The sequence below is a fragment of the Variovorax sp. RO1 genome (genome assembly GCF_002849325.1).
In the GTDB taxonomy this organism is placed as follows: Bacteria; Pseudomonadota; Gammaproteobacteria; order Burkholderiales; family Burkholderiaceae_C; genus Variovorax.
Genome location: NZ_PKMT01000005.1, coordinates 376,643 through 402,523 on the forward strand (window position 1 = coordinate 376,643; position 25,881 = coordinate 402,523).

Consider the following 25,881-nt stretch of genomic DNA (forward strand, 5'->3'; position numbering starts at 1 on the left):
TTTTGTCTTCCAGGAGAACCACAGAATGTTGAAGCGTCGCACCCTCATGGGCACCGCCATCGCCGCCGCGATCCCCGGCGCCTTTCCGCTGTTCGCGCAGGCCCAGACCGGCAAGAACATGCTGACCATCGGCATGCCGCTGGAACCGCCGGGCCTGGACCCGACGACCGCCGCCGCCTCGGCCATTGCCGAGATCGCGCACTACAACATCTTCGAGACGCTCACCAAGATCAACGCCGACGGCAGCGTGACGCCGCTGCTGGCCGAGAGCTGGACCGTGTCGCCCGACCTCAAGACCCACACCTTCAAGCTGCGCAAGGGCGTGAAGTTCGAGAACGGCGAGGCCTTCGATGCGGCCGCCGTCAAGTTCAGCTTCGAGCGCGCGGCCGGCGAGAAGAGCACCAACAAGGACAAGCGCTTCTTCAGCGAGATCAGCCTGAAGACGCCCGACGCCGACACCGTGGTCATCAGCACCGCGCAGCCCAACCCCGACCTGCTCTTCATGCTCGGCCAGGCCACCGCCTGCATCGTCGAGCCCAAGAGCGCCGACACCAACGCCACCAAGCCCGTGGGCACCGGCCCCTACAAACTCGACAGCTGGCAGCGCGGCTCGGCCTGCGCGCTGGTCAAGTCGCCGACGTACCGCAACCCGACGCTGGCCAAGGTCAACAAGTTCGTCTTCAAGTTCATGTCCGACTCGGCCGCACAGACCGCGGCGCTGATGGCCGGCGACATCGACATCTTCCCGCGCGCCGGCACGCGCAGCGTGGGCCAGTTCCGCGCCAACCCGCGCTTCCGCGTGCTCGAAGTGGGCACGCGCAGCAAGGTGATCCTGGCGATCAACAACAAGCGAAAGCCGCTGGACGACGTGCGCGTGCGCCGCGCCATCCTGGCTGCGGTGGACCGCAACGTGGTGATCCAGGGCGCGGCCGACGGTTTCGGCAAGGCCATCGGCAGCCACTACCCGATCGGTGCGCCGGGCTATGTCGACACCACCGGCATCAACCCCTTCGACATCGCCAAGGCGAAGAAGCTGCTGGCCGACGCGGGCGTGAAGACGCCGCTGGAGCTGCGCATGACGCTGCCGCCGCCTTCGTACGCACGCCAGGGCGGCGAGGTGATCGCGGCCCAGCTCGCGGCCATCGGCATCAACGTCAAGATCCAGAACGTCGAATGGGCGCAATGGCTCAGCGGCACCTTCGGCGGCGGGCACGACTTCGACCTGAGCATCGTTGCGCACGTCGAACCCTTCGACCTCGTGAAGTACACCGAGCCCGACTACTACTGGGGCTACGACTCGAAGAAATTCCGCGACCTGTACGCCTCGGTACAGAGCGAGCCTGACGAGAAGAAGCGCAACGCGCTGCTCGGCGAGGCGCAGAAGATGCTCGCGAACGATGCCGTCAACGGCTTCCTTTTCCAGGCCGTGTTCCCCACGGTCGCGCGCAAGGAAGTGAAGGGCCTGTGGCCGAACATGCCGATCGTCGCGAACGACCTGGCAGCGATTTCGTGGGGTTGATGCGGCCATGACGAAGCCTTTGTATGCCCTGGGCGTGCAGGAACTGCACGCGGCCTACGCCGCCAAGGAACTCTCGCCGGTCGAGGTGGCGCGCGCGGTCAACGAACGCATCGCGGCCTGCGAGCCGCAGCTGCGCGCCACCTGGCTGTTCCGCCCCGAAGCCGCACTCGAACAGGCGCGCGCTTCTGAAGCCCGTTGGCTCGCCGGCACGCCACGCGGCACGCTCGACGGCGTGCCCGTGACCATCAAGGAAAACCTCGCGACCGAGGGCGACCCGATGCCGCTGGGCACCGCCGCCTACGCACTCGTGCCGATGACGTACGACTCGCCGCCCGCCGCGCGCCTGAAGGCCGACGGCACGGTGATGGTCGCCAAGACCACGATGCCCGACCTGGGCATGCTGTCGTCGGGCCTGTCGAGCTTTCACGACCTCTCGCGCAACCCGTGGGACACCTCGCGCACGCCGGGCGGTTCCAGTGCGGGTGCGGGCGCTGCCGCCGCTGCGGGCTACGGCCCGCTGCACGTGGGCACCGACATCGGCGGCTCGCTGCGCCTGCCGGCGAGTTGGTGCGGCATCTTCACGCTCAAGCCCAGCTTCGGGCGCATTCCACTGAGCTCGCCCTACATGGGCCGCTGCGCCGGCCCGATGACGCGCACCGTGGCCGATGCGGCGCTGATGATGGCCTCGGTCGCGCAGCCCGACGACCGCGACTATTCCGAGCTGCCCGCACCGGGCATCGACTGGACGGCCTTCGAAGTCGATCCGTCGTTCCTCAAGGGCAAGCGCGTGGCGCTGCACATGGACGCCGGCTGCGGCCTGCCGCTCGATCCGCAGATCTCGCAGGCCATTCGCGATGCCGCGAAGCGCATCGCGGCCGCTGGCGCGCACGTCGAAGAAATCCCGGCCTTCATGACGCCGAAGATGCTGGAGGGCATGGACCACTTCTGGCGCATGCGCTCGTGCCTCGACATGCAGGCGATGAGCGCCGAACAGCGTGCGAAGATCCTGCCGTACATCCGCGAATGGGCCGAGAGCGCCGCCGGCTTTTCGGGCGCGCACGTCTTCGACGGCTACAGCCAGTTCGTCGCCACGCGCGCGGCCACGGTCGCCGCCACCAAGGCGTACGACTTCGTGATCTCACCGGTGTCGCCGAACATGCCCGCGCCCGCGGACCACGCCTCGCCCACCAACGACCCGATGCGGCCGCTGGAGCACATCGGCTTCACGGTGCCCTACAACATGTCGGAGCAGCCGGCCGCGTCGGTCAACTGCGGCTACTCGGCCGAAGGCCTGCCCATCGGCCTGCAGGTGGCCGGCCGCCGCTTCGACGACCTGGGCGTTCTGCAGTTCAGCCGCGCCTTCGAGCAGATTCGCGACGCACAGAAACCCTGGCCGGACCCGACCTAACCCGATCTGATCCGACCTGATCCGCCACACGGAGACACACCTTCCATGAACGCCACCCACTACATCGACGGCCGCCGCGTGGCGTCCGAAGCCGACGCCACCATCGACGTGATCGACCCGAGCGACGGCCAGAAATTCGGCGAGATCGCGCGCGGCACCGCCGCCGACATCGACGCCGCCGTGCGCGCCGCACGCCAGGCCATGGGCGAGCATTTCGACGGCCCCTGGGGCGCCACCACCGCGCTCGAACGCGGCCGGCTGCTCGCCAAGCTGAGCGCCGCCGTGCTGCAGCACCACGAAGAGCTGGCCCAGCTCGAGGCGCGCGACACCGGCAAGGCGCTGCGCGTGGCGCGCAACGACGCGACCGCGCTGGCGCGCTACTTCGAGTACTACGCCGGCGCCTGCGACAAACTGCACGGCGACACCCTGCCCTACGAGCGCGGCTACACCGTGCTGACCGTGCGCATTCCGCACGGCGTGACGGGCCACATCATTCCCTGGAACTACCCGATGCAGATCGCGGGCCGCAGCGTGGGCGCCTCGCTCGCCGCGGGCAACGCCTGCGTGGTCAAGCCGGCCGAAGACGCGAGCCTGTCGCTGCTGCGCCTGGCCGAAATCGCGACCGAAGTCGGCTTTCCGGCCGGTGCGCTCAACGTGGTGACGGGCTACGGCAAGGAAGCCGGCGCCGCGCTGTGCGCGCACCCGGGCATCGACCACATCTCGTTCACCGGCTCGACCATGACCGGCCGCAGCGTGGGCCTGGCCGCAGCCGAGCGCCACTGCCCGGTGACGCTGGAGCTGGGCGGCAAGTCGCCGCAGATCGTGTTCGCCGACGCCGACCTCGACGCGGCCGAGCCCGTGCTGCTCAACGCCATCATCCAGAACGCCGGCCAGACCTGCTCCGCGGGCAGCCGCGTGCTGGTCGAACAGTCGGTGTACGAAGAGGTCGTGCAACGCCTCGCGAAACGCTTCACGGCCGTGCGCGCGGGCACGCCCGCCGAAGACCTCGACATGGGCCCGCTCATCAACGAGAAGCAGTTCCGCCAGGTGCGCGACATGGTCGCGACCGCCGAGGCGAGCGGCATGAAGGTGGCGGCGCGCGGCACGGTGTCGCCGCAGGCACCGTCCACCGGCTACTACCAGGAGGCCGTGCTGTTCCGCGACGTGCCGCATGACAGCGACCTGGCCCAGCGCGAGGTCTTCGGCCCCGTGCTGGCCGTGATGCCCTTCGCCGACGAGGCCGAGGCGGTGCGCCTGGCCAACGGCACGGACTTCGGCCTGGTGGCCGGCGTGTGGACGCGCGACGGCGCGCGCCAGCTGCGCATGGCGCACAAGCTGCATTGCGGCCAGGTCTTCGTCAACAATTACGGCGCGGCGGGTGGTGTAGAACTGCCGTTCGGCGGCGTGAAATCGAGTGGCTTCGGCCGCGAGAAGGGCTTCGAGGCCCTGCTCGGCTTCACGACCCTCAAGACCATCGCCATCAAGCACGGATGAAGACAACCCATGACGACTACTGAACAACAACAAACCCCGCGCAAAGTCGGCCTCGTCGGCGTCGGCCTGATGGGCCACGGCATCGCCAGCAACATCGTCAAGCACGGCCACCAGCTCACGGTGCTGGAGCACGCGGGCAACCAGCCGATCGACGACCTGCTGAAGGCCGGCGCCACCTCGGTGAAAGACGTGGCCACACTGGCCGCGCAGGTCGACGTGCTGATCCTGTGCGTCACCGGCACGCCGCAGGTCGAGGCTGTGATGCTGGGCGACAACGGCGCGCTGAGCACGCTGCGCCCCGGCACCGTGGTGATCGACTGCTCCACCGCCGTGCCCGCCTCCACCGCCAAGGTGGCGCAGGCCGTGCACGCCAAGGGCGGCCGCTTCCTCGATACGCCGATGACCCGCACCGCCAAGGAGGCCGCCGAAGGCCGCCTGAACCTGCTGGTGGGCGGCGACGCCGAGGTGCTGGCCTCATGCCTGCCGCTGCTGCGTTGCTTTGCCGAGAACGTCACGCACGTCGGCGATGTCGGCGCGGGCCATGCGATGAAGCTGCTGCACAACTTCGTGTCGCTGGGCACCGTGGCGCTGCTGTGCGAAGCCGCCGCCTGCGCACAACGCGCCGGTGTGAAGCCCGAGGTGTTCGTCGACGTGCTCGCCAAGGGCGGCGGCAACGGCGTGGCGCTGGAACGCCTCAAGCCCAAGCTGCTGACGGGCAGCACCGATTCGCTGAAGTTCTCGATGGCGAATGCGAAGAAAGATCTGGGGTACTACAACGACATGGCGGAGCAGACGTCGGCCAGCCATGGCATTGCACAGGCTGTCGATGCGCTGTTGACGCATGGCGTCGAGAAGTTCGGTGGCGATCGGATGGTGCTGGACCTGGTCGAAGCGCTGCGCTGACGTTCTTCGGGGCGCGTGCGCAGGCCACCGGGTACTTCCCTCCACGAATGCCCCCTGCTTCGCTCCTCCTGATATTGTTTAACCCGCTCCTGCCGCGCTAAAGGGAGCCCGTTCGGTGAACCCCGATCTCCTCCTGATTTCGCTGCGGGAAGCACCCAGTGCCCTGCGCACGATAAGCGTGGCTGTGGCACTGGGGGTTCGACCGCTGCGGCGGATTGCAGATCGAGATGCGCGGGTGCAGCGCTGAGCTTTCGCAAGAGACAGGCGCGGGACAAGAAAAATTCCGAAGGACTGGCGTTGGCCGCTGCCGACATTGGCACAACTGTGTTCAAAGTCGCTTCAGGCTAGATGCAGGCTCTCGAGCCTTGCTCCCTCAACGTCGGCTTTCTGCCGCTACCTGAGACGTTGGCGGCCGTCACCACTTGGCTCGGCCAGGCTCTTGATCGTTTTGTAAGAACAATGTTGCAAATCCCCCTGAATGCAGTAATAGTTGTGCCATAGGCCTGCAAGGCCGGCACAAGAAAACTACTGGAGGGGATTCCAATGCAGCAGTCCAAGGCTCGGGCGCGTTTTCGCTCGCACGCAATTCTCTTGGCGGCGCTGGTTGCCGCTTCCGGCGCCGCGGCATTCCAAGTGTTGCCCAAGGTCAGCGATGTGGATCGCAAGATATCAACCTTGGGACGAAACCCTGTATTGGATTATCTGGGGCACTGGTTTGTTGGGTCAGCCATCCCCATCATGAAGTCGCCAGTGCACGAGTCCATTACGCTCGCAGCCATTGGTTGTGGTGCTGGCTTGGGGGCAGAGGACGAGTGCGTCACTATCGATGCGGTCAAAGAACACCGGATTCTCTTGTACGGAGTCCGGTGGCCTGACGACCCGCCGTTCCTGCTCAATACCAAATCTCCACCACGCATTAAGGGTTGCGATGCAAGCGTAACGCTGCGATCCACCTCGCAGCCGCTGTGCTGGTGGGGGTTGTTCTCGGACGCGGGGGTACAAGCCGAGAAGAAATCTCACATCAAGGCACCAGCCTTTGGTCCCGGAGATTACATGCTTTACCGGTCGCACTACGGTGATCTCCAGTTCATGCATGCCATGGGCACCTACGATGGCGAGACTGCGGGTGATACGGTAGATCGAATGAAGATGTGGGCAGAGTTCCTTTGGGGCGTGGCCTCTGGAATCACGCCTACAGGCTCTTTCATCCGTGACCTGGGAAACAGCCAGTTGACCAGCTACTTTCCCGGTGACATCACGGCAACGAATCTGTTTGCCACAGGGATCATCGAGGTCCGCAAAGATCTGGACAAGGTGGCAATGGGCGCCCTGCTACACATGGTGCAAGACAGCTTCTCCAATGCGCACACTGAGCGAGGGGTAGACACCGGCGCTTCGTGTGGCACCACTGGCTTTGCCAAGCCTGGCCAGATCCAGAGATTTCGCAGCTACACGAAACAGTCCAGCACATCTCATGACGAGGCGGATACACCAAATGCACTGGGACTTCACACCACACAGATCAGTCCCAGCGCGGTCGATGTGAGCCGTACGTTCCTCGCAATGTGGAAGGACAAGAAGAGCTGGGCAGAAGCCAGCGTGTTCTTCGACTGTGTGTTTGAGCCAAGGGATCGCACGATAGAGGCGGATGCTGGGCCCTACGTAGCCATCCCTAAAGGTTCAGAGTAGTGCATACGAGCAGGCAGTGGGGGATTTCTCGTACGGTGAGACACCATTGGTTCGCTCACCTACGACCTGACTTTTGCGCATGAATAGCACCGCCAACTGGCGGGCTGAGTTCGGCCAAGGCCGAATGCTCTCCAGCATCCTCCGCGGTCTCAATCAAGCTGCCTCATGTCAGCAAATTCATATGCATCGACTCCATTTTTTGTCGGCGTGCCTAGCGGTCTTTTTCACACTGTCCACCACAGCGCAAGGGGCGAGCTTTGAGGTAGATGGGAAGACGATTGTTGTGCCGCTGCCTGCTGGATTTTGCGAGTTGGGCGGGAACCCTGTGGATGAAGCGATGCTTTCGCACAGCAGAAAGATCATGGCCAGCATGAATCGGGTGCTAACCATGTTCGCTGACTGTGGGGAGCTTGCCGAACTTCGGGATGGTCGGCGCGAGCAACTGGGGGCGTACGGTCAGGTACTCGTGGCAGCCCCACAGGGGACTGTACTTTCGGTCAAAGCGCCCAGACAGGAATTCATAACGAAGATGGTGCAAGGTGCCAACGGCGGTGCATTTCGCAAGAGCATGCAGGAAGCTGAGGCAAGCGTTAAATCAAGACATCCAAACGCGGGCATTCAGGAGAATCTTGGCGTTCTTGATTCAGACGAGAGTGCCGCCTATATCGGTGTAGTACTGAATGGACCTGCGGCAGGCACGGCGACACGCCGCCTGCTTGGGGTAACAGGCATGACCGTCGTGAAGCAGGCAGCCATCTCGGTAAATCTCTATCGCGTGGCTAGTGGTACTTCCGTGACAGCGCAACTGGCTGAACAAAAGCGCAACATGTCGGCATTGGTCCGTGCGAACGGCTCCTAGCTTCTTGATCCTCAGAAACTGCATTGACCAAGTGAGTAGAGTGACCGCTCTAAAGAATGCTGAGCATCTCCTTTAGACCCTTCGCCGCGGCAGCGCGACTGACTACAGTCGGCCACGAACGGTCATTCACGGTGCCGCCTCGCGCTCCGAAAGCAGCCGGTCCAGTAGACCGAGCAGGTACTCGGCGGCAAGCGACAGTCCAGCGGACCACCCAACTCGAAGGAGACTCGCATGGGACTTCTAACCTTCAGCCTCAACGTCACCCTGGACGGCTGCGTCGACCACCAGGAGGGAATCGCCGACGACGAGACGCACGTTTTCTTCACCCGCCTCATGGACGAAGGTGGAGCGATGCTGTGGGGCCGCACCACCTACGAGATGATGGAGAGCTACTGGCCAGCAGTCGCCCGCGGCGATGTAGAGGCGCCGCCGACGGTGCGCGAATGGGCGCTCAAGCTGGAGATCAAGCCGAAGTACGTCGTGTCGTCGACGCGAACGGACTTCCCATGGAGCCACAGCCACCACATCACCGGCGATTTGCGCTCGGGCGTGCAAAAGCTCAAGGACGCGACCCCGGCTGGCGTGCTCCTCGGTAGCGGCAAGCTCGCGACCGAGCTGGACCGGCTGGATCTGATCGACGAATACAAGTTTCTCGTTCACCCCAGGATCGCCGGGCACGGCCCGACCCTGTACCAGAGCGGACTGCCGAATACGCGGCGGCTTAGGCTCATTTCGGCGAAGCCGCTCAGCAACGGCGCGGTCTCAATGCACTACCGGCGCGCGCGCGGCTAACCATCGATTGCTGCGGACGGTCCGCGGCGCGACCGGCTTCAGCGGGCCAAAACCGGGCCTTCGACGCTATGGCACGATTTGGCCGCAAACCCGTCACGTCCAACAGCTTGTCGGCCCCCGCTGACCTTCAGAAATCATGTCAACAGAGCCATCGCCATCGACGCTTGATTCCAGTGACTACCTCGACTGGAGGTACATCCGTCTGCGGCGCTTCGCAGACGAGGTGCAGTCGTATGAAGATGCGGACGCGCCGCCGCAGCGATGCGCGGTCGCGCGGGCTGCGGTGATCACCCGATGAAGCGTCTGCATGCCTTCACCGCCCTGCTGTGGCTCGGCATCAGCCTCTGCTCGGCCAACGCAGCGCCGCCGACTTACCAGGAGCTGTATGCCAATCCGGGACTCACGATGCCGATGCAGCCGACCTGGCAAATGCAGCCGGTGGATGCGCAAGCGCCGCCGTGGGAAGACATCTTCGCGCTCACCATCGGCATGGCCCCCAACCTCATTGGCCGGGTGCGTTGGTTGAGCATGAATCCGAACAAGCACAGTGCGCTTGCGCCTGGGTTGTTCGACGCGCTCGAGGGGCGTACGCTTTTTCTTTCACCGAAAGCGCTCAGCTTCTGCGATGGCCGCTGGCAGGTCGCGCGGCAGGAATACATCTCCCTCAATACCGCACTACAGCCGGTACACCGCGTGTGGCTGGTGGAGCGAAAGCCCGGAGGCGGACTGCGGACCGCCTCGGCAATCGCGCGCATTGATGGGCAAGGCCAGTGGGCCGTTCCGCCCGTGAGTTGCGATGGCAAGGACCCGATCTCCATCGACTCTCCCGGCGGCCTCTCTTACCTGATGCCTGGCGACTTCAGGCAAGCTGCCTCCGAGCTGCATGTGGACACGGTGTACGCGCAGCCCGGCTTGCGCGATGCACAGGGACTGTGGCGCACCCCGGCTCCGCCGCGGGACATCGCCACTGCGCAATGGATGGACTACAAGCTGCAGATGGCGTCACCTGGCTCCACGGGCTCGGGCCTGATCGACGCGAGAGGAAGAATGGTGATTCCGTTCATCTTCGGCGATTTGCCCGATGTGACCGCGCAGAGGCGCGTGCAGCTGTGCACTGCCGTTGGGCTGGATCTCCAGCGCAATGCCAGCACGCCGCGCGTGTGTCGCTGGCAGCGGCTGCGCGGCAGCAGCCATGCCGGTGCCGCACTGCGGCCGGTCAAGGACGCGGGCACCGGCCGCTGGGGCTACCAGAATGCACAGGGCCAATGGGCGATCGCGCCGCAGTTCCACGAGGCGCGCCGGTTCCGCCATGGTTACGCCGTTGTCGCAGACGAGTTTCCACAGGACTGGCGGCCGCCCGGGTGGCAAGAAGACGGGCCGATCATCCGAACATTCCGTCGCATGGGCCGCTATTGGGTGGCCGAAGCCTTGGTGCGCAACACGTCCACCGACGGACAGTGGGTCTTGCGGTTCGGCCTGCTGAACGATGCGGGGCAATGGCTTGCCCCTGTGCCGCAGCCCACGCTGCACGTCACCGTGCTGGTTCCACCCGGTGGCCGCACCGGCCACTATGCCGAGCTGCTGGCCGGGCACTTGCCCCACCTGCTGGGACGCAACGTGCAGGTCGATCACGTGCCGAAAGCCACCGAAGCCGACTATCGCCGGCTGATGACGGAGGGCGGCAACGAGAAGGTCTTGCTCGCGGCACTGCGGCTGCCGCGCGGGGGCATCCAGGGCGTGCACCAGCCCGCACCGATCGATGCGCTGATGCATTCCCTTCGCCCCGTCACGCTGCTGGCGTCGGAGCCTTTGGTGCTGGTCATCGACAGCGCGAAGGCCGACGCGCTGGGCATTCGCAGCACGGATGACCTGCTGGCCTACGCACGGGCCCACCCGGGCAGCCTGCGCATCGGCACGGGCGACGACGGCTGGACGGGCCACCTCGCCTTCGGCCAGTTCCGCGCGCTGAGCGGCGTCGACGTGCAGCGCGTGGTCTTCAACGGCATGCACCCCGACTCGGACGTCATTACCAAAGCGCATACGGTGGACCTGATGTTCGCATCCGTGAACCGCGTGGCGGTCGCCGTACGGCGCGGCCAGTTGCGTGTGCTGGGCACCACCGCCGACCCGGCGCACCCGCAACGCTTCGAGGGTGTGCCGTGGCCGACGCTGGCTTCGAGCGCGCCCTTGACCGGCTACACGACGTACGACCACTTCAGCCTCTGGGCGCCCGCCAATTCGGATGCCGCGTCCAATCGCTTATTGCAGGAAGCCGTGGCCCAGGTGCTTGCCAAGCCCGAGGTGCAGAAGCAGTTGCAAGACCTTCAGGTCGTCGGCGGAGGCGGTTCACCAGAGAGCTTGCTGCAACTGGAAGACGAAGAGCGCGAAGACTGGAGACGTGCGCTTTCATCATCGGGGCGTTGAATGCGCTGCGTCCAGGTGTGTCCCAGGCAAATGCCAAGACGGCATGGCGCTGTTGCGCAGCACTGAGTTGCCCCCTCTCTCGCCCCCTCACTCAAACCGTATCTCAGCCACGGTCGGCGCATTCGGCTCCCTGGTTTTGGCATTCGCAATGGCGCCGTCTTTTTCGTTCCTGAACCAGTAGCGGCACCCGGTGCGAGAAATCATCGTCACGCACATCGAGCCGTCGGCGTTGAGAACCCACTTGCCCGACGCCTTGCCGGGCCCGCTTTGGTTGGCAAAGTCGACGCGGCCGTCCGAATAGAACTGCCAGCGCGAGACCATGCCGGTCGACAGATTGCTTGACACGATGGGCTTGCCGATCAAGGTGGTCTCGATCTCGGCTTTGCTCAGAAACATGCGGCCATGGATGGGTGCGGGCTCCTCGGAGATGGCGGGCACGGCGGCAATGCACAGCAGCGTGCGGATGGCGTAGCGGGTGAACATGACATTCCCCTCTGACGCCGCGCAGTCGGCATGCGTTCAGCCGTGCGCGTGCGTCCAAGCGCTTGGTTGGCCTGTCGGTAACGCCCGATGGCGTTACATGGCATTAACTAAAAAGCGCTACTTTTCTGCGCGCCAGATCCGGCCGGTGTCCGCGAACGAGGCCTGCTTCTTCCTGCGCTCCACGGCCACGCCGGGAGGCGGTGGCCCGAGATCCAGACGCGGAAGGCGGCGTTCTTTTTCTGTGACGACACGACTTGTGCTCCGAGACCCCTCGGCAAGGTGACCGAAGGGCGTTGTGGGGTGGCCTGCACGAACACCGTAGCAACGGCGCCGGCGACGGCGGAAGAGCACTGTGAAGGCAACTGTGCAGTTGCTTGTATGGCGCTGTGTCGTGCGTACGGCGCTTGTAAGCGGCCGGTTGATTTCCGCGCAGATGTGACCCGCGTTTTGGCTGAGGCTCCTGGCCGCTTCAGCGTTGCGGGATAGCGGTGGCCAGCTCAGCGCGCACGGCCGCGAACACGGCAGCGGGATTCAAGGCACGCGATATGGGGCGGCCAATGACCACGTGCGTCGCGCCAGCCTCGATGGCCTGCGCGGGAGTCGCAGCTCGTGCGTGGTCATTCTGTTCGTTGCCTGAGAGCTGCGTGCCTGGCGTCACGACAAGGGCACCAAGTGGCAGGACCTCACGAAGCAGCCTCGCCTCCAACGGCGACGAGACGACACCATGGCAACCGGCTGCGGCGGCAAGACGCCCCAGTCGCACGACCTGCTCCGGAACCGTCGAAGCGACGCCGACCTCTTCCAGATCCTGGTCACTCATGCTGGTGATGACGGTGAGCGCAAGAACCTTGAGTTGAGGGAACTGGCTCGCGGCCTGAACTGCCGAGCGAAGCACGGCGGAACCGCCGGAGGCATGCACAGTGACCATCGAAGCCCCCAGATGTCCGGCTGCGGTGACCGCGCCAGCCACCGAGCTTGGGATTTCCAGCAGCTTGAGGTCCAGGAAAACACTTTTCCCTGCATCCACGAGCTCGCGGACGACCGAAGGTCCTGCCGCCGTCAGCAGCTGCAGGCCTACCTTGTAGAACGTCGTCGCTGCGCCCAGCTGCGTCACGAGGTCCGCCGCCAATGCGGCGGTAGGGAAGTCGAGCGAAACGATGATGCGGCTGTCCGTACTCATTGACTTGTCCTCGATGCTGGCGCCCTGCGCTCGCAGGAAAATTGCGAGCTGGGCGAGCGTGCGCAGCCTATCAGCTGGCGGCCACAACCGGCCGTTCAGCGTCGCGCTTCAGCCCCGTAGTGTTGCGCCTCGGATGAGGGGCCCACGTCGCTGGTCTCGCAGGAATAGCGAGAGTCGTGCGGTCTCATGCAGCAGCTCGGTGCGTTGCCGGGAAGTCCGACGTAATTTGGCGGGCCTTCATTTGTGGCCAATCAGAAGCGCAGAAGCGCTGGCTACAGTCGGTCAATTGCGGTCCTTCCGGGCCGGACAGCGAACTCGCGCTGTGAAGCCGCCCCCTGTCATCAGGCACCAACGAGACCTCAGGATCGACGACCGGTTTCAAGGTAGACATGGTCCGTTGCAGGCACACGGCGTCGCGGGCCGAAGACGTCTGCAAAGGTATTGGCCACAGCGCAGTGATGCCCTGCAAACTTCATGGAGACAATGGACCCGATCGAAACCGACCATGAGGGGATCAAGATGTCAGCCGACGACTGGTGGAAGTGCGGAATCGTCTATCAGGTCTACCCGCGTTCGTTCCAGGACAGCAACGGCGATGGCATCGGAGACCTGGGCGGAATCCGCGCCCGGCTGGATCACCTGGTCTCGCTCGGCGTCGATGCCGTCTGGATCTCGCCGATCTATCCCTCGCCGATGGCCGACTTCGGCTACGACATCTCCGATTTTTGCGACATCGATCCGCGCTTCGGCACGCTGGACGGCTTCGATGCGCTGGTGCAGGAGGCGCACGCGAGAGGGCTCAGGATCATCCTGGACTTCGTGCCCAACCACACGTCGGACCGGCATCCGTGGTTTGTGCGCAGCCGCAGCGCACGCGGCGATCCGCGACGCGACTGGTACATCTGGCGCGACCCGGCACCGGACGGCGGGCCGCCCAACAACTGGCTCGGCAATTTCGGCGGCCCGGCCTGGACCTTCGATGCGACCACCGGCCAGTACTACGGCCATTCGTTCCTGAAGGAGCAGCCCGACCTCAACTGGCGCAACCCCGAAGTGCGCGCTGCGATGTACGAGGTGCTGCGCTTCTGGCTTCGGCGCGGCGTCGACGGATTCCGCGTCGACGTGCTCTCCCAGATCATCAAGGACGCGCAGTTCCGCGACAACCCGCCGAACCCCGACTTCGTCGAAGGCCAAGACCCGTTTTTTCGCTGGCTGATGCTCTACAACACCGACCTGCCGGAGGTGCAGCCGATCGTGGCCGAGATGCGCCGCGTGGTCGACGCATTCAGCGACGCACGCTCGTCGCGCGTGCTGATCGGCGAGCTCTACCTGCCGCTCCCGCGCCTGGTCGCCTACTACGGACTCAACGCCCAAGGCGTGCTCGAAGGCGTGCAACTGCCCTTCAACTTCCAGCTGATCGCGACCGAGTGGCGGGCGGCGCGCATCGACCGCTTCGTGCGCGACTACGAAGCCGCCCTGCCCGTCGGCGCCCAGCCGAACTGGGTGCTGGGCAACCACGACAGATCCCGCATTGCGAGCCGCGTCGGGCCACAGATGGCGCGGCTCGCGGCCATGCTGCTGCTCACGCTGCGCGGCACGCCGACGCTCTACTACGGCGACGAGATCGGCATGACGGACGTCCCCATTCCCGTCGATGAAGTGCAGGACCCGTTCGAGAAGAACAAGCCTGGCATGGGCCTGGGGCGCGACCCGGAGCGAACACCGATGCAATGGAGCGCCGCGGCGCATGCGGGCTTCACGACCGGTACGCCGTGGCTGCGCCTGGCAGCCGACTGGCCCACGAACCATGTGGAAGCGCAATCGCACGACGCAGGGTCGATGCTGGCGCTCTACCGGCGCCTCATCGCATTGCGCCGCGCGCAGCCTGCGCTGAACCGGGGCAGCTATGAAGCGCTCGACGCCGAGGGCGAGGTGCTCGCCTATGCGCGCAACGGCGAAGGACAGCGGCTGGTGGTGCTCCTCAACTTCGGCGCCACCCCGGCGCCGATTTCGCCGGCGTTGATGCCGCACCAGTCGATCGTGCTGGCATCGACCGATCCCGCGCGCACCGGATCGATCGAAGGGCCCCTGGTGCTGGCGCCTTGCGAAGGTGTCGTCATCGGCGCCGTGATCGACAAAGGTCCGACGGCACGATGAGCCATCAAGACTTGCCCGTCTGGATCTCGACGTAGCTGCGCGCATGCCAGCGCACCCGGAGGGGCCACTTCGCATCGGCGATGGTTTCCGAATTCACGTCCTTGCCGCTGCCGTAGTTGATCTGCCGGTCGGGGCGCCTGTTGAGGCCGATCAGCAGCACGATGCGGCTGCCCGCCGCGAGCTTGCAAGCCGTCACGCGCTCGGTGGTGAACGCAAGCAGCTGACGCTCGCCGGCCCGCAGGAGCCGGCGACGCACGCGATGGCCTGCGTAGCTGGCGCGGAAGTCGTAGGGATCGAACAGCAGCTGGTATTCGCCGCTTGCCGTCTGCTCGTACAGCGAGATGTTGAAGTCCACGTCCTGTCGCGAGGGCGTGATGTCGAACACGCCACGCAGGCTGCCGACGATCTCGGTGTCCTCCGGCAGCGGATCGCTGGCGAAGCTGATGCTGTTGCGTGCCGGCAGTTGCTTCACCCGCAGCGCGTCCGGCCACGGCGTGCGCACGTCGCGTCGATCGGCGAGATCGACCGAGAGCCGCGTGCTGCCACCGCCTTCGGACGGCGACGGCAGCAGGCGGTGCGGGTCGTCGCGCTCGCGGGTGTCGAGGTAAAGGCGCAGCCGGGTGCGCTGCGGCGCGTCCAGCGTCGGCGCATGGCGCCATTGGTCTGCGCCCATCACCTGGTAGTTGACGCGATCCATCAGCAGGGAAGGCTTGCTCGCGCCCTTCAGGATGTGGTCGAGCCATTGGTAGCGCAACTCGGGCAGGTCGACGCGTGCGACGGGGTCGAGCGTGTAACCGCGCAGCGCTGGCGCCGTTCCGCGCCGGATCGAAGCCGCGTCGTAGGGGCCGAGCAGCAGCGTCGTGTCGGCCTGCGGCCGGTTGCGAACATGCTCGTGGTGGAAGTAGAGCGCGCCGGCGTCGGCGCCGTAGTAGCCGGCGAAGCTGAGCACCGGGATGTCGATTCGCGCGAACTGCTCCGCCGACGGCAGGAACTTCTGCCAGTAGCGATCATGGCTTGGGTGTGTCAGCCAGGTCCGGATCAGCCTGCTGCGCTTGCCCAGCAAGACGCGGTCTATGTCCCAGTAGGGGCGATTGCCACGGTGCCAGCGCGCGTCGAGTGCCTGCCACACGGCGTCCGGGCTGGCGTCGGCGTCGACGCCAACCCGCAAGGGCTCGGCCGTCGCGTGCGCCTGCGCCCAGCGGACCATGGCGTTGCGGAAGATTTGTCCGGCCATCGGGAAGTCGATGCCCGGCGCCATTGGCGCGATCGTGGCGATGGCCTTGAGGGCAGCCGGTCTCCTTCGGGCGGCGGCCCAGGCGGCGTAGCCGGAGTAGCCGTCGCCGAGCATGGCGACGCGGCCGTCGCTCCACGCCTGCCGGGCAATCCAGTCGATGACGGCGGCGGCGTCTTCGCCGTCGCGAACGAACGGCCATACGGCGCCCTTGCCGTCGGGCGTGCGGCCGCGTACGTACGCCGTGACGCCGACGTAGCCTTTGGCGGCGCTGTGCTGTGCGTCGTCTTCGGCGGGGTCGAGCGTGAAGCGCAGCAGCGTCGGCAAGGCTGCGTTCGCGCGGCCGGGCCGGACCAGGCTGGCATGGATGACACCCCCGCGCACGGAAATCCTGACGTCAGCTTCCGCCACGTAGCGGTTGCGGTTTTCCGCCGCGAACAATTCGGGCAGCAGCGCACGGAAGCTGCGACGCGACTGGTACGAAAGCCAGGTTCGCACGAGCGCCAGCGCATCGGCCTGCGGAAGGCTTCCTTTCGCGCGCCAGAGATCGAACGCCTGACGCAGCGGCTCCCTGTACACCGCCGGTGGGGTTTCGAGCCGCGCCATGATGGCCTGGGCTTGCGCGTTGTCGAGCGGCGACACCAGCTCGCGGAACGAGCGCGCATAGGTTTCGGCGAAGCCGAGGCGCTGGTCCACTTCGAGCATCCGCGCATGCGCATAGATGCCGTCGAGGATCGCACGCTCGACCAGCCCGTCGAACGGCTTGCCCTGGCGGCGACTGCGCAGGGCCGCGCTGCTGTCGTAGGCCGCACGGTAGGCGCCACTGACGATCTGCAGGGCAGTCACGTTGGCCAGGAAGACATCGGTGTCCGCGTCCTGGTACACCGGCAGGATGCGCTGGGCCAAGTCGCGCATCAGGTCCGCCGCGGTGGCATCGTCAGGATCGCGCGGTGGCCGGAAGCCGAAATCCGCCGCCCGCGACCAGGTTGACCACGCGGGCAGCGCAAGCATCAGCCGCATGAGGGCGCGACGCGCACGACTGACGGTTGACCCGGGGTGTCTCATGGTCGCGGCTCCTCGGGCACTGCGTTCGGCGCCTTGACCAGATGCACCACCTGCGTGAACAGCCGGTCGTGCGCCTCTCCGGCCGAGCCTATGTGGATGATGCCCGTGTGCGTGAGCTTGCCCAGCAGGTCGATGATGAGTTCGAGCGTGTCGTCGTCGAACGCACCGAAGGCTTCGTCCATCACCAGCCAAGGCGGTGCCTGCAGCACCACGCGGGCGAAGCCCAGCCGCAACTGCTCGTCCATGCTGAGCTCGCTCTCCCAGCGCCCCGTCTGGTTCAGCAATGGTTCCAAACGCTGGAGGCCCACGCTCGCCAGTGCGGCCACCATGGCTTCTCTCGGGTAGGTCGACGGCTCCATCGCATACGACAGTACTTCGGCCAGCGTGCCGCGGGGAATGTAGGGCGTGCCGCGCGGCATGTAGTGGATCGTCTCGCCGACGGGCCGGCGCACGGTGCCGCAGCCCCAGGGCCAGAGGCCCGCGAGCGCCCGGAACAGCAAGGTCTTCTCGGTGCCCGGTGTGCCGAGGATCAGCACGCGCTGACCGCGGTGCACGACGAGACCCGGGGTGTCCAGCCGATCGTGGCCGGTCCAGGAACGAACCTCGAGCGCTTCGATCGCGAGCGCCCCGGCATCGCTCTCGTCGTAGGCGATGCGACTGCCGCCTGCCTGTGCCTCCAGATCGGAGGCCAGCATCCGACGCAGGTCGGTGACACGCAGCAGCGTGGCGCGCCAGTCGGCAATGATGCTGAAGTTGTCGACGAACCAACGCAGCGACGACTGCGCCTGCGTGAAGGCCGCGGCAGCCATCATCAAGCCACCGAACGACACCTTCCCCGAGAAGTAGAGGGGTGCGGCCACCAGCGTCGGCGCGATGATGGTGACCCAGCCGAAGCCCGCGGTGACCCAGGTCAGGTTGGTCAGCCCGAGCACCACGCGCGACGTGGCGCGCAAGACATCGCCGAAATGCGTGGCGACGCGACGCTTCTCGTCGGCCTCGCCACCGGCCAGGGAGATGCCGTCGAGGTGCTCGTTGATGCGCGTCAGCGAGAAGCGCAATTCGCCCTCACGCGCGTAGCGCTCGGCGTTGCGCGAGATCAGGCCGCTGCCGACCCAGTAGGTGAGCAGAGAGCCGGCGATCGCATAGACAATCGCCGCCCACAACATGAAGCCCGGCAACACGTGGTCCTTGCCGTCGAAGAAGAGGCTGAAGTCCTTGGAGATGACCCACAGCACGCTCGCAAAACTGCCGAACAACATCGCGGCCTGCAACAGACCCACGCCGAGGGTGACCGACAGATCGCACAGCTTCAGCGTGTCGTCGTGCATGCGCTGATCCGGATGGGCCCCCATCGGGCCGCTGGCCTGCAGCCAGAACGCCCGGCGCGGCTGCAGCCACAGCCCCACGACGTCATTGACCACGGCCTCGCGCAGCTTCAGCTGCAAGGTTTCGCCCAACCACCTCTGCGCGACGTTCAAGACCAGCAGCACGCCCGCAATGACCGCGAAGACGCCGACCTGCACGACGAATTCGCTCAGGTCGCGACGCGAGATCGCATCGTAGAACGGCTTGTTCCAGCTGTTGAGCTCGATCTGCCCATACGCCGTGAGCGCGACGACCACGACGATCGCGCCCATCAGCGCGACAAGCGTTTTCGCGACCGGGGACACGCGCAAGGCACCGAGCAACTCGCCGGCCTGACGGAAGACACCGGCCTTTGCAACCGGCTCGACGCGGGTCTCCGGCCTCGTGCTCATCGCCCTCGCGGCGCCTGACAGGCGGCACCCGCGATGCGGCGCGCCGAGGCACACGAAATGAATGCGGCGTGGCTCCAGGCCAGTTGCTTCGCCGAGGTCTGCGCGCCGCTGCGCTGGTCGAACTGTTCCGACAGATCGCCGCTGTCCGGCGTGTACGCGCGCACGGTGGCGAGGTAGGCATCACCGCGTTCGAGCCAATGGCGTGCATCGTCGCCCATCGCCGCGGCGCGGAAACAGAACTCGGCGGCGCCGAGCGTCGAGAAGTAGTACGCGCCGCCCGAGCAGTACACGTCGCCGGCGTACCGCCCCATCGCTGCGCCACGGCCCGCGGCTCGGCCGTGGTTGATGGGATAGGCCGCATCGAAGAGCGCATCGAGTCGCGCCAGCGTGGCCTGCATGCGCGGATCGGCCGGTCCATGGGCAGCCTCGGTGCCGAGGCTGTGGATTGCCGAGAGGATCACCGCGATGTCCAGCGCCTTCGGACTGGGCCGGTCGTCCGCCAGCACGCGTGAACGGTAGTAGCCGCGCGTCGAATCGAGATCGTCCACCCCCTCGTCTACCCAGTAGCCGTCGAGCAGGCCGAGCACGGCCCGCGACGCCTCCCGGCAGCGCTGCGCCTGCGCCGTGTCGCCCAGGCCCTCCAGCCATGCCGCGCCTTCGGCCAGCGCGGCCCCTGCGACGCGCAGTGTGTAGTAGTGGTGGCCGAGCTCCTCCTCCCAGATGTCGTATGACGGCTCGCGCCAGTGACGCAGCGTGAAGTCGATGTCGAAGCGGATCAGCGGCGTGACTTCCGCCAGCAGCGCCGCGTCGAGGTGCCCTGCGGCCGCCCAGCGCAGCAGCGCCAGCGCGCGCAATGGCGGCCCGTCGTGCTGGGGGCGCGCCCATCGGAGGATGTCGAGCGTGCCGTCGGGGTTCACCCGCGTCTCGGCGACGACCGCATCGCCGTGGATGCGCGCGAGGTCATGGTCCTCGCGCAGGTACTGCAGGAGTTCGGGAGCCACGCGCGCTCTGCGGCCCTGCACCGCGGCAACTGCGCGCCCATCGAGTCCATTCAAGGCAAGGCTGAAGCGGGTGAAATCGCGCAGATGCCGCAGGGCTTCGTCGCCGATGCGTCGTTCGACGTAGAGCAGGCGCAATGCATCGATGACGACCGCAGAGTCGCGGAACCAATGAAAGAAGTAGTCCGGGTCCGGGTCGTAATTGCCAAGCACCGGCGAGGCGACGACGGCGCCGACCAGCGGCCGTAGGGTCTGACCGAAGCCCGGGCGATGCTTGACGAGCGACACCGGCGAGATGCTGGCCAGCATCGCGCTCGCCGAATGGGACAGCTGTCTTTCGAGCCATGGCTCGAAAGCCGGGTCTTGCTGGCTCGCCACGCTGAAGGTCACGGTGCGGGCGACCCGAGATGCGGGCTGCTGAAGTCCAGGCGGCGCAGCCCGGCCTGCACTTCGGGCACGCTCATGAACAGTTTCCACAGAAGGCCCGTGCGATGGTTCTCCATCATCACGACGATCGGGCCCTGGTCAATGGCAAGGTAGGTGTCCGCGAACCAGCCGCGCGCCTCGCAGAAGGCATCGACGAAGCCATAGTCCCTCCACACCCGCTCGCCATGCACGGTGAGGAAATGCCGCAGCACCCGCATCACCTCGGCGGGCGCATACGGCAGGCTGGCCAGCGCGGCCGTCGGCGAGATGGTGCCGTTGTCGTTGCTCGGGTCGTGCGCGAGGTAGCCGTCGGGGTCGTCGCTCGCGGTCAGGCCCCAGCACGATTCGCCGTAGCCCGGAAAGCCCCGGGGATTGGCAACGCAGTGGGCGCGGTTGATCTGCACGTGGCGGTTGTTGAGATCCCAGTAGTCGGCGTAACGATCCCTCAGGCCGCGCGGATCGAGGCCGCAGAACGAGTAATGCGTGAAGAACAGCGGGCCGGCGTACGGCATGCCCAGAGGTATCTCGATGCCGTAGTACGAACTGCCGTTGAGGAAACCGGGCCCCGCCGCGAAGCCGCGGTGGTACACCCGCGGATCGATCGCATGGCGCGGCGCGGCCGCGGCCAGCAGGTAGGTGATGAGGCACTCGTTCCAGCCGCGCACTTCATGGTTCATCGCCCAGCCGTGGTTCGGGCTCCAGTGCCAGTACAGCACGTCCCGACCGCCCTGGGTGAACCAGTTCCATTCGACCTCGTGCCACAGCGTGTCGATGTCGGCGCGCAGCCGGCGCGCCATGGCCGTGTCGTCGTTGAAATACTGGCGCGCGCAGAGCAGGCCCATGCAGAGAAACGAGGTCTCGACCAGATCGCCCGCGTCGTCCTTGGGGCTCATCGGGATCGTCTCGCCGCTCGCTGCGTCCATGAAGTGGGGGAAGGCGCCGTGGTAGCGCCTGGCGCGAAAGAGGGTGTCCCGCATGCGGCCCAGGCGCTCCAGCGCGGCGTCCCGCGTGACCCAGCCGCGCTCCACCGCGACGATCATGGCCATGATGCCGAAGCCCGTGCCACCGATCGCGACCCTGTCGTCGGCCAGGTCCTCGCCCGTGGCGCCGACGAGCGTGCGGCGGTCGAGCGCCAGGCCGCTGTCGGCCTCCGCACCGTCCCAGAAATAGCGGAAGGTCTGCCGCTGCACGGCGTCGATCAAGGCTTCATCGGACAGGGCAGCCAGTGCCCTCGGACTCTTGTCATCCTTCAACACGAATGGCTCCTTTCGTGGTTGTCCTGGCGTGTCACTTCTGGTTTCATCCAGTCATCGACGCCACGCGGCCGATGGCCTTCCCCGCAGCATGCCATCATTAAGGCCCTTGGGTTCTATTCGAAATCCCTGATGAGTCGCATCGACACCCTCATGGCCCGGATGACGCTTGCCGAAAAGCTGGGTCAACTGACGATGACTGCCTCCAGCTACACGGTCACCGGGCCGGTGCTCGCGGGGGACTCCACGCAGTCGATCATCGACGGCAGCGTCGGCAATCTGCTGAACATGGTCGGCGCCGGCCCCACGCACGAAATGCAGCGACTGGCCGTCGAGAAGTCGCGGCTTCGCATTCCGCTGCTGATCGGCCTGGACATCATTCATGGCCATCGCACGCTCTTTCCGATCCCGCTTGCGGAGGCCGGCACCTTCGACGAAGAGCTCTGGGAGCGCACGGCGCGCGAGGCCGCGCGCGAAGGCGCTGCCGACGGCCTGGCGATGACCTTCGCGCCGATGCTCGATGTATCGCGCGATCCCCGCTGGGGCCGCACCGCGGAAGGACCTGGCGAAGACCCCTGGCTGAACGCACGCATCGCGCAGGCCAAGGTGCGCGGCTTCCAGGGGGCCGATCTGTCGTCGGCCGAATCGCTGGCCGCCTGTGCGAAGCATTTCGTCGCATACGGCGCAGTCAATGCGGGGCGGGAGTACGCCTCGGTCGACATCTCCGAGCGCACCTTGCGCGAGGTGCATCTGCCGGGCTTCGCGGCAGCCGTGCGCGCCGGCGTCGCGACGCTGATGCCCGCCTTCACCGATCTCAACGGCGTGCCGATGACGGCGCACATCCCCTTGCTGCGCGACTGGCTGCGCGGCGAGATGGGCTGGGACGGCGTCATCGTCAGCGACTACAACGCGATCGCGGAATTGATCAAGCACGGCGTCGCGGCCGATCTCGTCGATGCCGCGGTGCTGGCGCTGAAGGCCGGCGTCGACATCGACATGATGGCCGACGCGTACCGCAAGGGCCTGCCCATCGCGCTCGCGCAGGGACGGGTGACGATCGAAGAGATCGACGCGAGCGTGCGCCGCGTGTTGCGACTCAAGGAGCAGCTCGGCCTGTTCGACGACCCCTACCGCCGTGGCGCGACACCGGAACCCGCGGCGGTTGTCGCCGAGCGGCACGCGCTGGCGCGCGACGCCGCGCGCAAGGCCATCGTCATGCTGAAGAACGAGCGCGACACCCTGCCCTTGCCTGCGGCGGCGAAGGCGCTGTGCCTCATCGGCCCGCTGGCCGACGCAAGCACCGAGATGAAAGGCCCGTGGTGGGGTGCCGGTGGAGACGAGCCAGCCGTCAGCGTGCTTGCCGGCTTGCGCGCCGCGCTGCCGCAGACCGACATACGCCACGCGTCGGGCGTCGCCATCGAGAGCGATGACGACAGCGGCATCGAAGCTGCCATTGCGCTGTGCGACGGCGCCGACGCCGTTCTGCTGTGCCTGGGCGAGCGTGCCACGATGAGCGGCGAAGCGGCGAGCCGTGCCACGCCCGCGCTTCCCGGCCGGCAGCAGGCTCTGGCCGAAGCGACGGTGGCACGTGCACACGCGCTCGGCATCCCCGTCATCGCCATCCTGTTCTCGGGCCGCCCGCTCGTCGTCCCCTGGCTGGCCGAACACGCCGATGCGCTGCTGGCTGCGTGGTTCCTCGGCGTCGAAGCCGGCCACGCGATCGCCGACGTGGTCACAGGCCAGGTCACCCCCAACGGTCGCACGCCGATGAGCTGGCCGCGCGTCGTCGGGCAGATGCCGATCTACTTCGGCCAGCGGCCCACCGGCCGGCCGATGAATCCCGCCGACTACTTCACGAGCAGGTACCAGGACGTCGACAACACGCCGCTGTATGCCTTCGGCCACGGCTTGACTTACGGGCGGTTTGTCTACGACGAGCTTCAGGTCGAGCCGAGGCGCGTGCGCGAGCAGGACGCGTTGAAGATCAGCGTCAGGCTGCGCAACGTGGGCGCGCACGAGGCTGAAGAGACTGTCTTCCTGTTCGTCCGCAGCAAGCTGAGCCGTGTCACCCGGCCGTTGCTGGAACTCAAGGGCTGCGCGAAGCTGCGATTGACGCCGGGCGAAGCCGGCTCGGCGAACCTGGAGCTGCCGGCGGCCGAGCTGCGCTACCTCGGGCCGGACCTGCAGCCCGTGTTCGAGGCGGGCGAAGTCGAGATCTTCGTCGGGCCGAGTGCCGAGCCATCGGGGTTGCTACGCCAGACCATCGAGTTGTGTTGAAGCCCTAGCATTGCCTGCGGCCTTGTCGTTCGTGCCTCCAGCTTTTGCGGCTCGATGGACGGGTGCGAGCCCGGCCGGTTTCACGCAAGTGGTTTCCCGGTAGTCCAACCCGTCGAGCCGCAGGAGCCTGTTAGCCCATTCGATTTCGATGTCCGGTTGTGGCCGGATTTTGCCCAAGTTTTAAACAGGCATCCCTGTGCAAATTCAGGCTGCAAGCCACTTACAGGAGGAATGAGTGTCCAGAATATCCCGCACGGTCCAGTTTATTTCGCAAGGTTTGCGAGATACATCACCCGGCAAGCCGGGCGCCGCCTCTCATGTCAAACGTTAGACCGCAAGCAGCTCATGGTCGATTACCCAACGCTCGAGACATCCCGACTCACCCTGCGTGAGATTCTGGAATCGGATGCGGAAAGTCTCCTTCAAATCCATGGTGACCACGAGCACATGCGATGGTTCGGGTCGGATCCGATTCCCAATCTTGACGGCGCCAGGAAGCTAGTCGCTACGTTTTCGAGCTGGCGGAAAGAGCCGGTCTCTGGAGCGCGCTGGGCCATGGAGCTGAAAGACCGACCAGGACTGATTGGTACGTGCGGCCTGTTTCGCTGGAATCGAAACTGGAGATCCTGCGTAGTCGGATACGAAATCGCTCCGGCGCATCAGGGGCGCGGATACGTAAGAGAAGCGCTAGAAGCAGTTATCACGTGGGGGTTCCGAGAGGTGCAACTAAATCGAATCGAGGCGCAGGTACACCCTGACAACAAGGCGTCTCTGGCATTGCTCGCAACGCTCGGCTTTCTGCAAGAGGGGCATCAACGGGATGCTGGGTACTGGGCAGGCCGGCACCACGACCTTCTGCAATATGCTTTGCTTAAGGCGCAGTGGAGTACAACGAGTGTGGTCTAACAGGTCGTTCGACACGGACACGCAGCGGCTTTACGCCGCAGGCTGTGTACGTGAACATACGTCTTGCGGCGCAACACCACTGCGCACCGGTCAACTCCGACGTTGAGTGTCCGCTTTACCTAAGAGCCACCGACTGCTCCTGGCCGAATGAGGTCAGGCGCCAGCCTAACTGTTAAGCGAAGCGCCACCCGTCCGACTGCGGATTGCCTCGCGACTGAGATCGTCTTCGGCGATCAACAGAGCATTTCTTTGAGTGATGCCTTCGAGGAAAGTGCGAAGCCCATACAACTCACTAATTGCATTGTCCAAAGCTGCCGGTCGTCGCACCAAAGCTAAGAGACATCTCCTTCCACGCATTGCCTGGCCAGGCACGCTGAATAAAATCCAGCCATGTCCGCCGCTTTAGTTCCACGCCCCCAGTGCACCGCTTGCCTGCGCCCGCTCGGCGCCTGCATTTGCCGCTGGGTCGCGCCCACCGCCCACGCGGTGGAGGTACTAGTGCTGCAGCACCCGCTGGAGGTACACCAGGCCAAAGGCAGTGCCCGCCTGCTGCACCTCAGCTTGGCGCACTGCCGCTTGGTGGTGGGTGAGGCATTTGCCGTACCCGTCTGGCCGGAGGACGGCAAGCACACGCTGCTGTTGTACCCGGACAGTCTGCAAGATACCGCCCCGGACCTGCGGGTCCCAGCCCCGCTACCGCCCGAGTGGCCGCAAGCCCCGTCGCGCCTGCGCCTGGTCGTGCTGGACGGCACCTGGCGCAAAAGCCGAAAGATGCTCTACCAAAGCCCGCCACTGCAACAGTTGCCCCGCTTGGCCCTGCACAACCTGCCGCCTTCGCACTACCGTATCCGCAAAGCCCATGGGCCCGACCAACTGTCTACGCTGGAGGCAACCTGCTACGCCTTGTGCCAACTGGAAGGCGGTGCGGCGCGGTTCCAGCCCTTGTTGAATGCCTTCGACGGGTTTGTAGAGTACTTGGAGCAGGCTGGCGGGCAGCGAAACGCGCAAACCGACAAGTCCTGCCCTCGACCAACGGTTACGGGGTTCATTTAAGTGACCA

The 25,881-nt window shown here is 65.8% G+C and carries 18 protein-coding genes; 12 read left to right on the forward strand and 6 right to left on the reverse strand.

Translation table 11 applies throughout. From position 1 onward, the window contains the following. The first annotated feature begins 25 nt into the window (after positions 1–25). The 8 genes from CY658_RS24840 to CY658_RS24870 all read left to right on the forward strand — a co-directional run bounded on the left by CY658_RS24840 (position 26) and on the right by CY658_RS24870 (position 11,088). Positions 26–1,519: an ABC transporter substrate-binding protein gene (locus tag CY658_RS24840; RefSeq protein WP_101492720.1), complete on the forward strand. Its 1,494-nt coding sequence runs from the start codon at positions 26–28 to the stop codon at positions 1,517–1,519. Between the two features lie 7 nt (positions 1,520–1,526). Further along, entirely contained in the window at positions 1,527–2,927 is a 1,401-nt protein-coding gene (locus CY658_RS24845; RefSeq protein WP_101492721.1) for an amidase, read from the forward strand. Positions 2,928–2,972: 45 nt separating this feature from the next. Beyond that, positions 2,973–4,421, forward strand: coding sequence for an aldehyde dehydrogenase family protein (locus CY658_RS24850; RefSeq protein WP_101492722.1), 1,449 nt, complete (start codon positions 2,973–2,975; stop codon positions 4,419–4,421). Positions 4,422–4,430: 9 nt separating this feature from the next. Continuing rightward, the gene (locus CY658_RS24855) at positions 4,431–5,324 is read left to right on the forward strand and encodes an NAD(P)-dependent oxidoreductase (protein ID WP_101492723.1); all 894 of its coding nucleotides are present in this window, start codon (positions 4,431–4,433) and stop codon (positions 5,322–5,324) included. Between the two features lie 543 nt (positions 5,325–5,867). Continuing rightward, a complete protein-coding gene (locus CY658_RS24860) occupies positions 5,868–7,013 on the forward strand; it encodes a hypothetical protein (RefSeq protein ID WP_101492724.1) in 1,146 nt (381 codons plus the stop codon). A 79-nt stretch (positions 7,014–7,092) separates the two neighbouring features. Beyond that, on the forward strand, positions 7,093–7,872 hold the full coding sequence (locus CY658_RS32560; protein ID WP_143713786.1) for a hypothetical protein: 780 nt from the start codon (positions 7,093–7,095) through the stop codon (positions 7,870–7,872). A 231-nt stretch (positions 7,873–8,103) separates the two neighbouring features. After that, positions 8,104–8,664: a dihydrofolate reductase family protein gene (locus CY658_RS24865; protein WP_101492725.1), complete on the forward strand. Its 561-nt coding sequence runs from the start codon at positions 8,104–8,106 to the stop codon at positions 8,662–8,664. A 294-nt stretch (positions 8,665–8,958) separates the two neighbouring features. After that, a complete protein-coding gene (locus tag CY658_RS24870) occupies positions 8,959–11,088 on the forward strand; it encodes a tripartite tricarboxylate transporter substrate-binding protein (RefSeq protein ID WP_180839046.1) in 2,130 nt (709 codons plus the stop codon). An 87-nt stretch (positions 11,089–11,175) separates the two neighbouring features. Here the strand turns inward: CY658_RS24870 and CY658_RS24875 are convergent, their stop codons facing one another. Next, positions 11,176–11,571 (reverse strand): hypothetical protein, encoded by a 396-nt coding sequence (locus CY658_RS24875; protein WP_101492727.1) that lies wholly within the window; start codon positions 11,569–11,571, stop codon positions 11,176–11,178. Positions 11,572–12,040: 469 nt separating this feature from the next. Continuing rightward, positions 12,041–12,751 (reverse strand): orotidine-5'-phosphate decarboxylase, encoded by a 711-nt coding sequence (gene pyrF / locus CY658_RS24880; protein WP_101492785.1) that lies wholly within the window; start codon positions 12,749–12,751, stop codon positions 12,041–12,043. 519 nt (positions 12,752–13,270) lie between these two features. Between pyrF and CY658_RS24885 the strand changes: the two genes are divergently transcribed. Continuing rightward, entirely contained in the window at positions 13,271–14,908 is a 1,638-nt protein-coding gene (locus tag CY658_RS24885; protein WP_101492786.1) for an alpha-amylase family glycosyl hydrolase, read from the forward strand. A 4-nt stretch (positions 14,909–14,912) separates the two neighbouring features. Here CY658_RS24885 and CY658_RS24890 read toward each other — a convergent pair whose 3' ends face one another. From CY658_RS24890 to CY658_RS24905, 4 genes are read right to left on the reverse strand one after another with little or no spacing between them, the layout of a single operon-like run. Continuing rightward, positions 14,913–17,204, reverse strand: a complete 2,292-nt coding sequence (locus tag CY658_RS24890) for a CocE/NonD family hydrolase (RefSeq protein ID WP_101492728.1) — start codon at positions 17,202–17,204, stop codon at positions 14,913–14,915. Then, complete coding sequence (locus CY658_RS24895; RefSeq protein WP_101492729.1) at positions 17,201–18,961, reverse strand: ABC transporter ATP-binding protein/permease; 1,761 nt, start codon at positions 18,959–18,961, stop codon at positions 17,201–17,203. Before CY658_RS24895 ends, CY658_RS24890 begins: the two co-directional genes overlap by 4 nt. Continuing rightward, positions 18,958–20,349 (reverse strand): glycoside hydrolase family 15 protein, encoded by a 1,392-nt coding sequence (locus CY658_RS24900; protein ID WP_101492730.1) that lies wholly within the window; start codon positions 20,347–20,349, stop codon positions 18,958–18,960. Before CY658_RS24900 ends, CY658_RS24895 begins: the two co-directional genes overlap by 4 nt. Beyond that, positions 20,346–21,641, reverse strand: a complete 1,296-nt coding sequence (locus tag CY658_RS24905; RefSeq protein ID WP_101492731.1) for a glucoamylase family protein — start codon at positions 21,639–21,641, stop codon at positions 20,346–20,348. Before CY658_RS24905 ends, CY658_RS24900 begins: the two co-directional genes overlap by 4 nt. Before the next feature lie 129 nt (positions 21,642–21,770). Here CY658_RS24905 and CY658_RS24910 point away from each other — a divergent pair, with 129 nt between their 5' ends. From CY658_RS24910 to CY658_RS24920, 3 genes are all read left to right on the forward strand, one after another. Next, a complete protein-coding gene (locus CY658_RS24910) occupies positions 21,771–23,915 on the forward strand; it encodes a glycoside hydrolase family 3 N-terminal domain-containing protein (protein WP_101492732.1) in 2,145 nt (714 codons plus the stop codon). 345 nt (positions 23,916–24,260) lie between these two features. Then, the gene (locus tag CY658_RS24915; protein WP_101492787.1) at positions 24,261–24,821 is read left to right on the forward strand and encodes a GNAT family N-acetyltransferase; all 561 of its coding nucleotides are present in this window, start codon (positions 24,261–24,263) and stop codon (positions 24,819–24,821) included. 390 nt (positions 24,822–25,211) lie between these two features. Continuing rightward, on the forward strand, positions 25,212–25,874 hold the full coding sequence (locus tag CY658_RS24920) for a tRNA-uridine aminocarboxypropyltransferase (protein WP_101492733.1): 663 nt from the start codon (positions 25,212–25,214) through the stop codon (positions 25,872–25,874). Positions 25,875–25,881 lie beyond the last annotated feature (7 nt).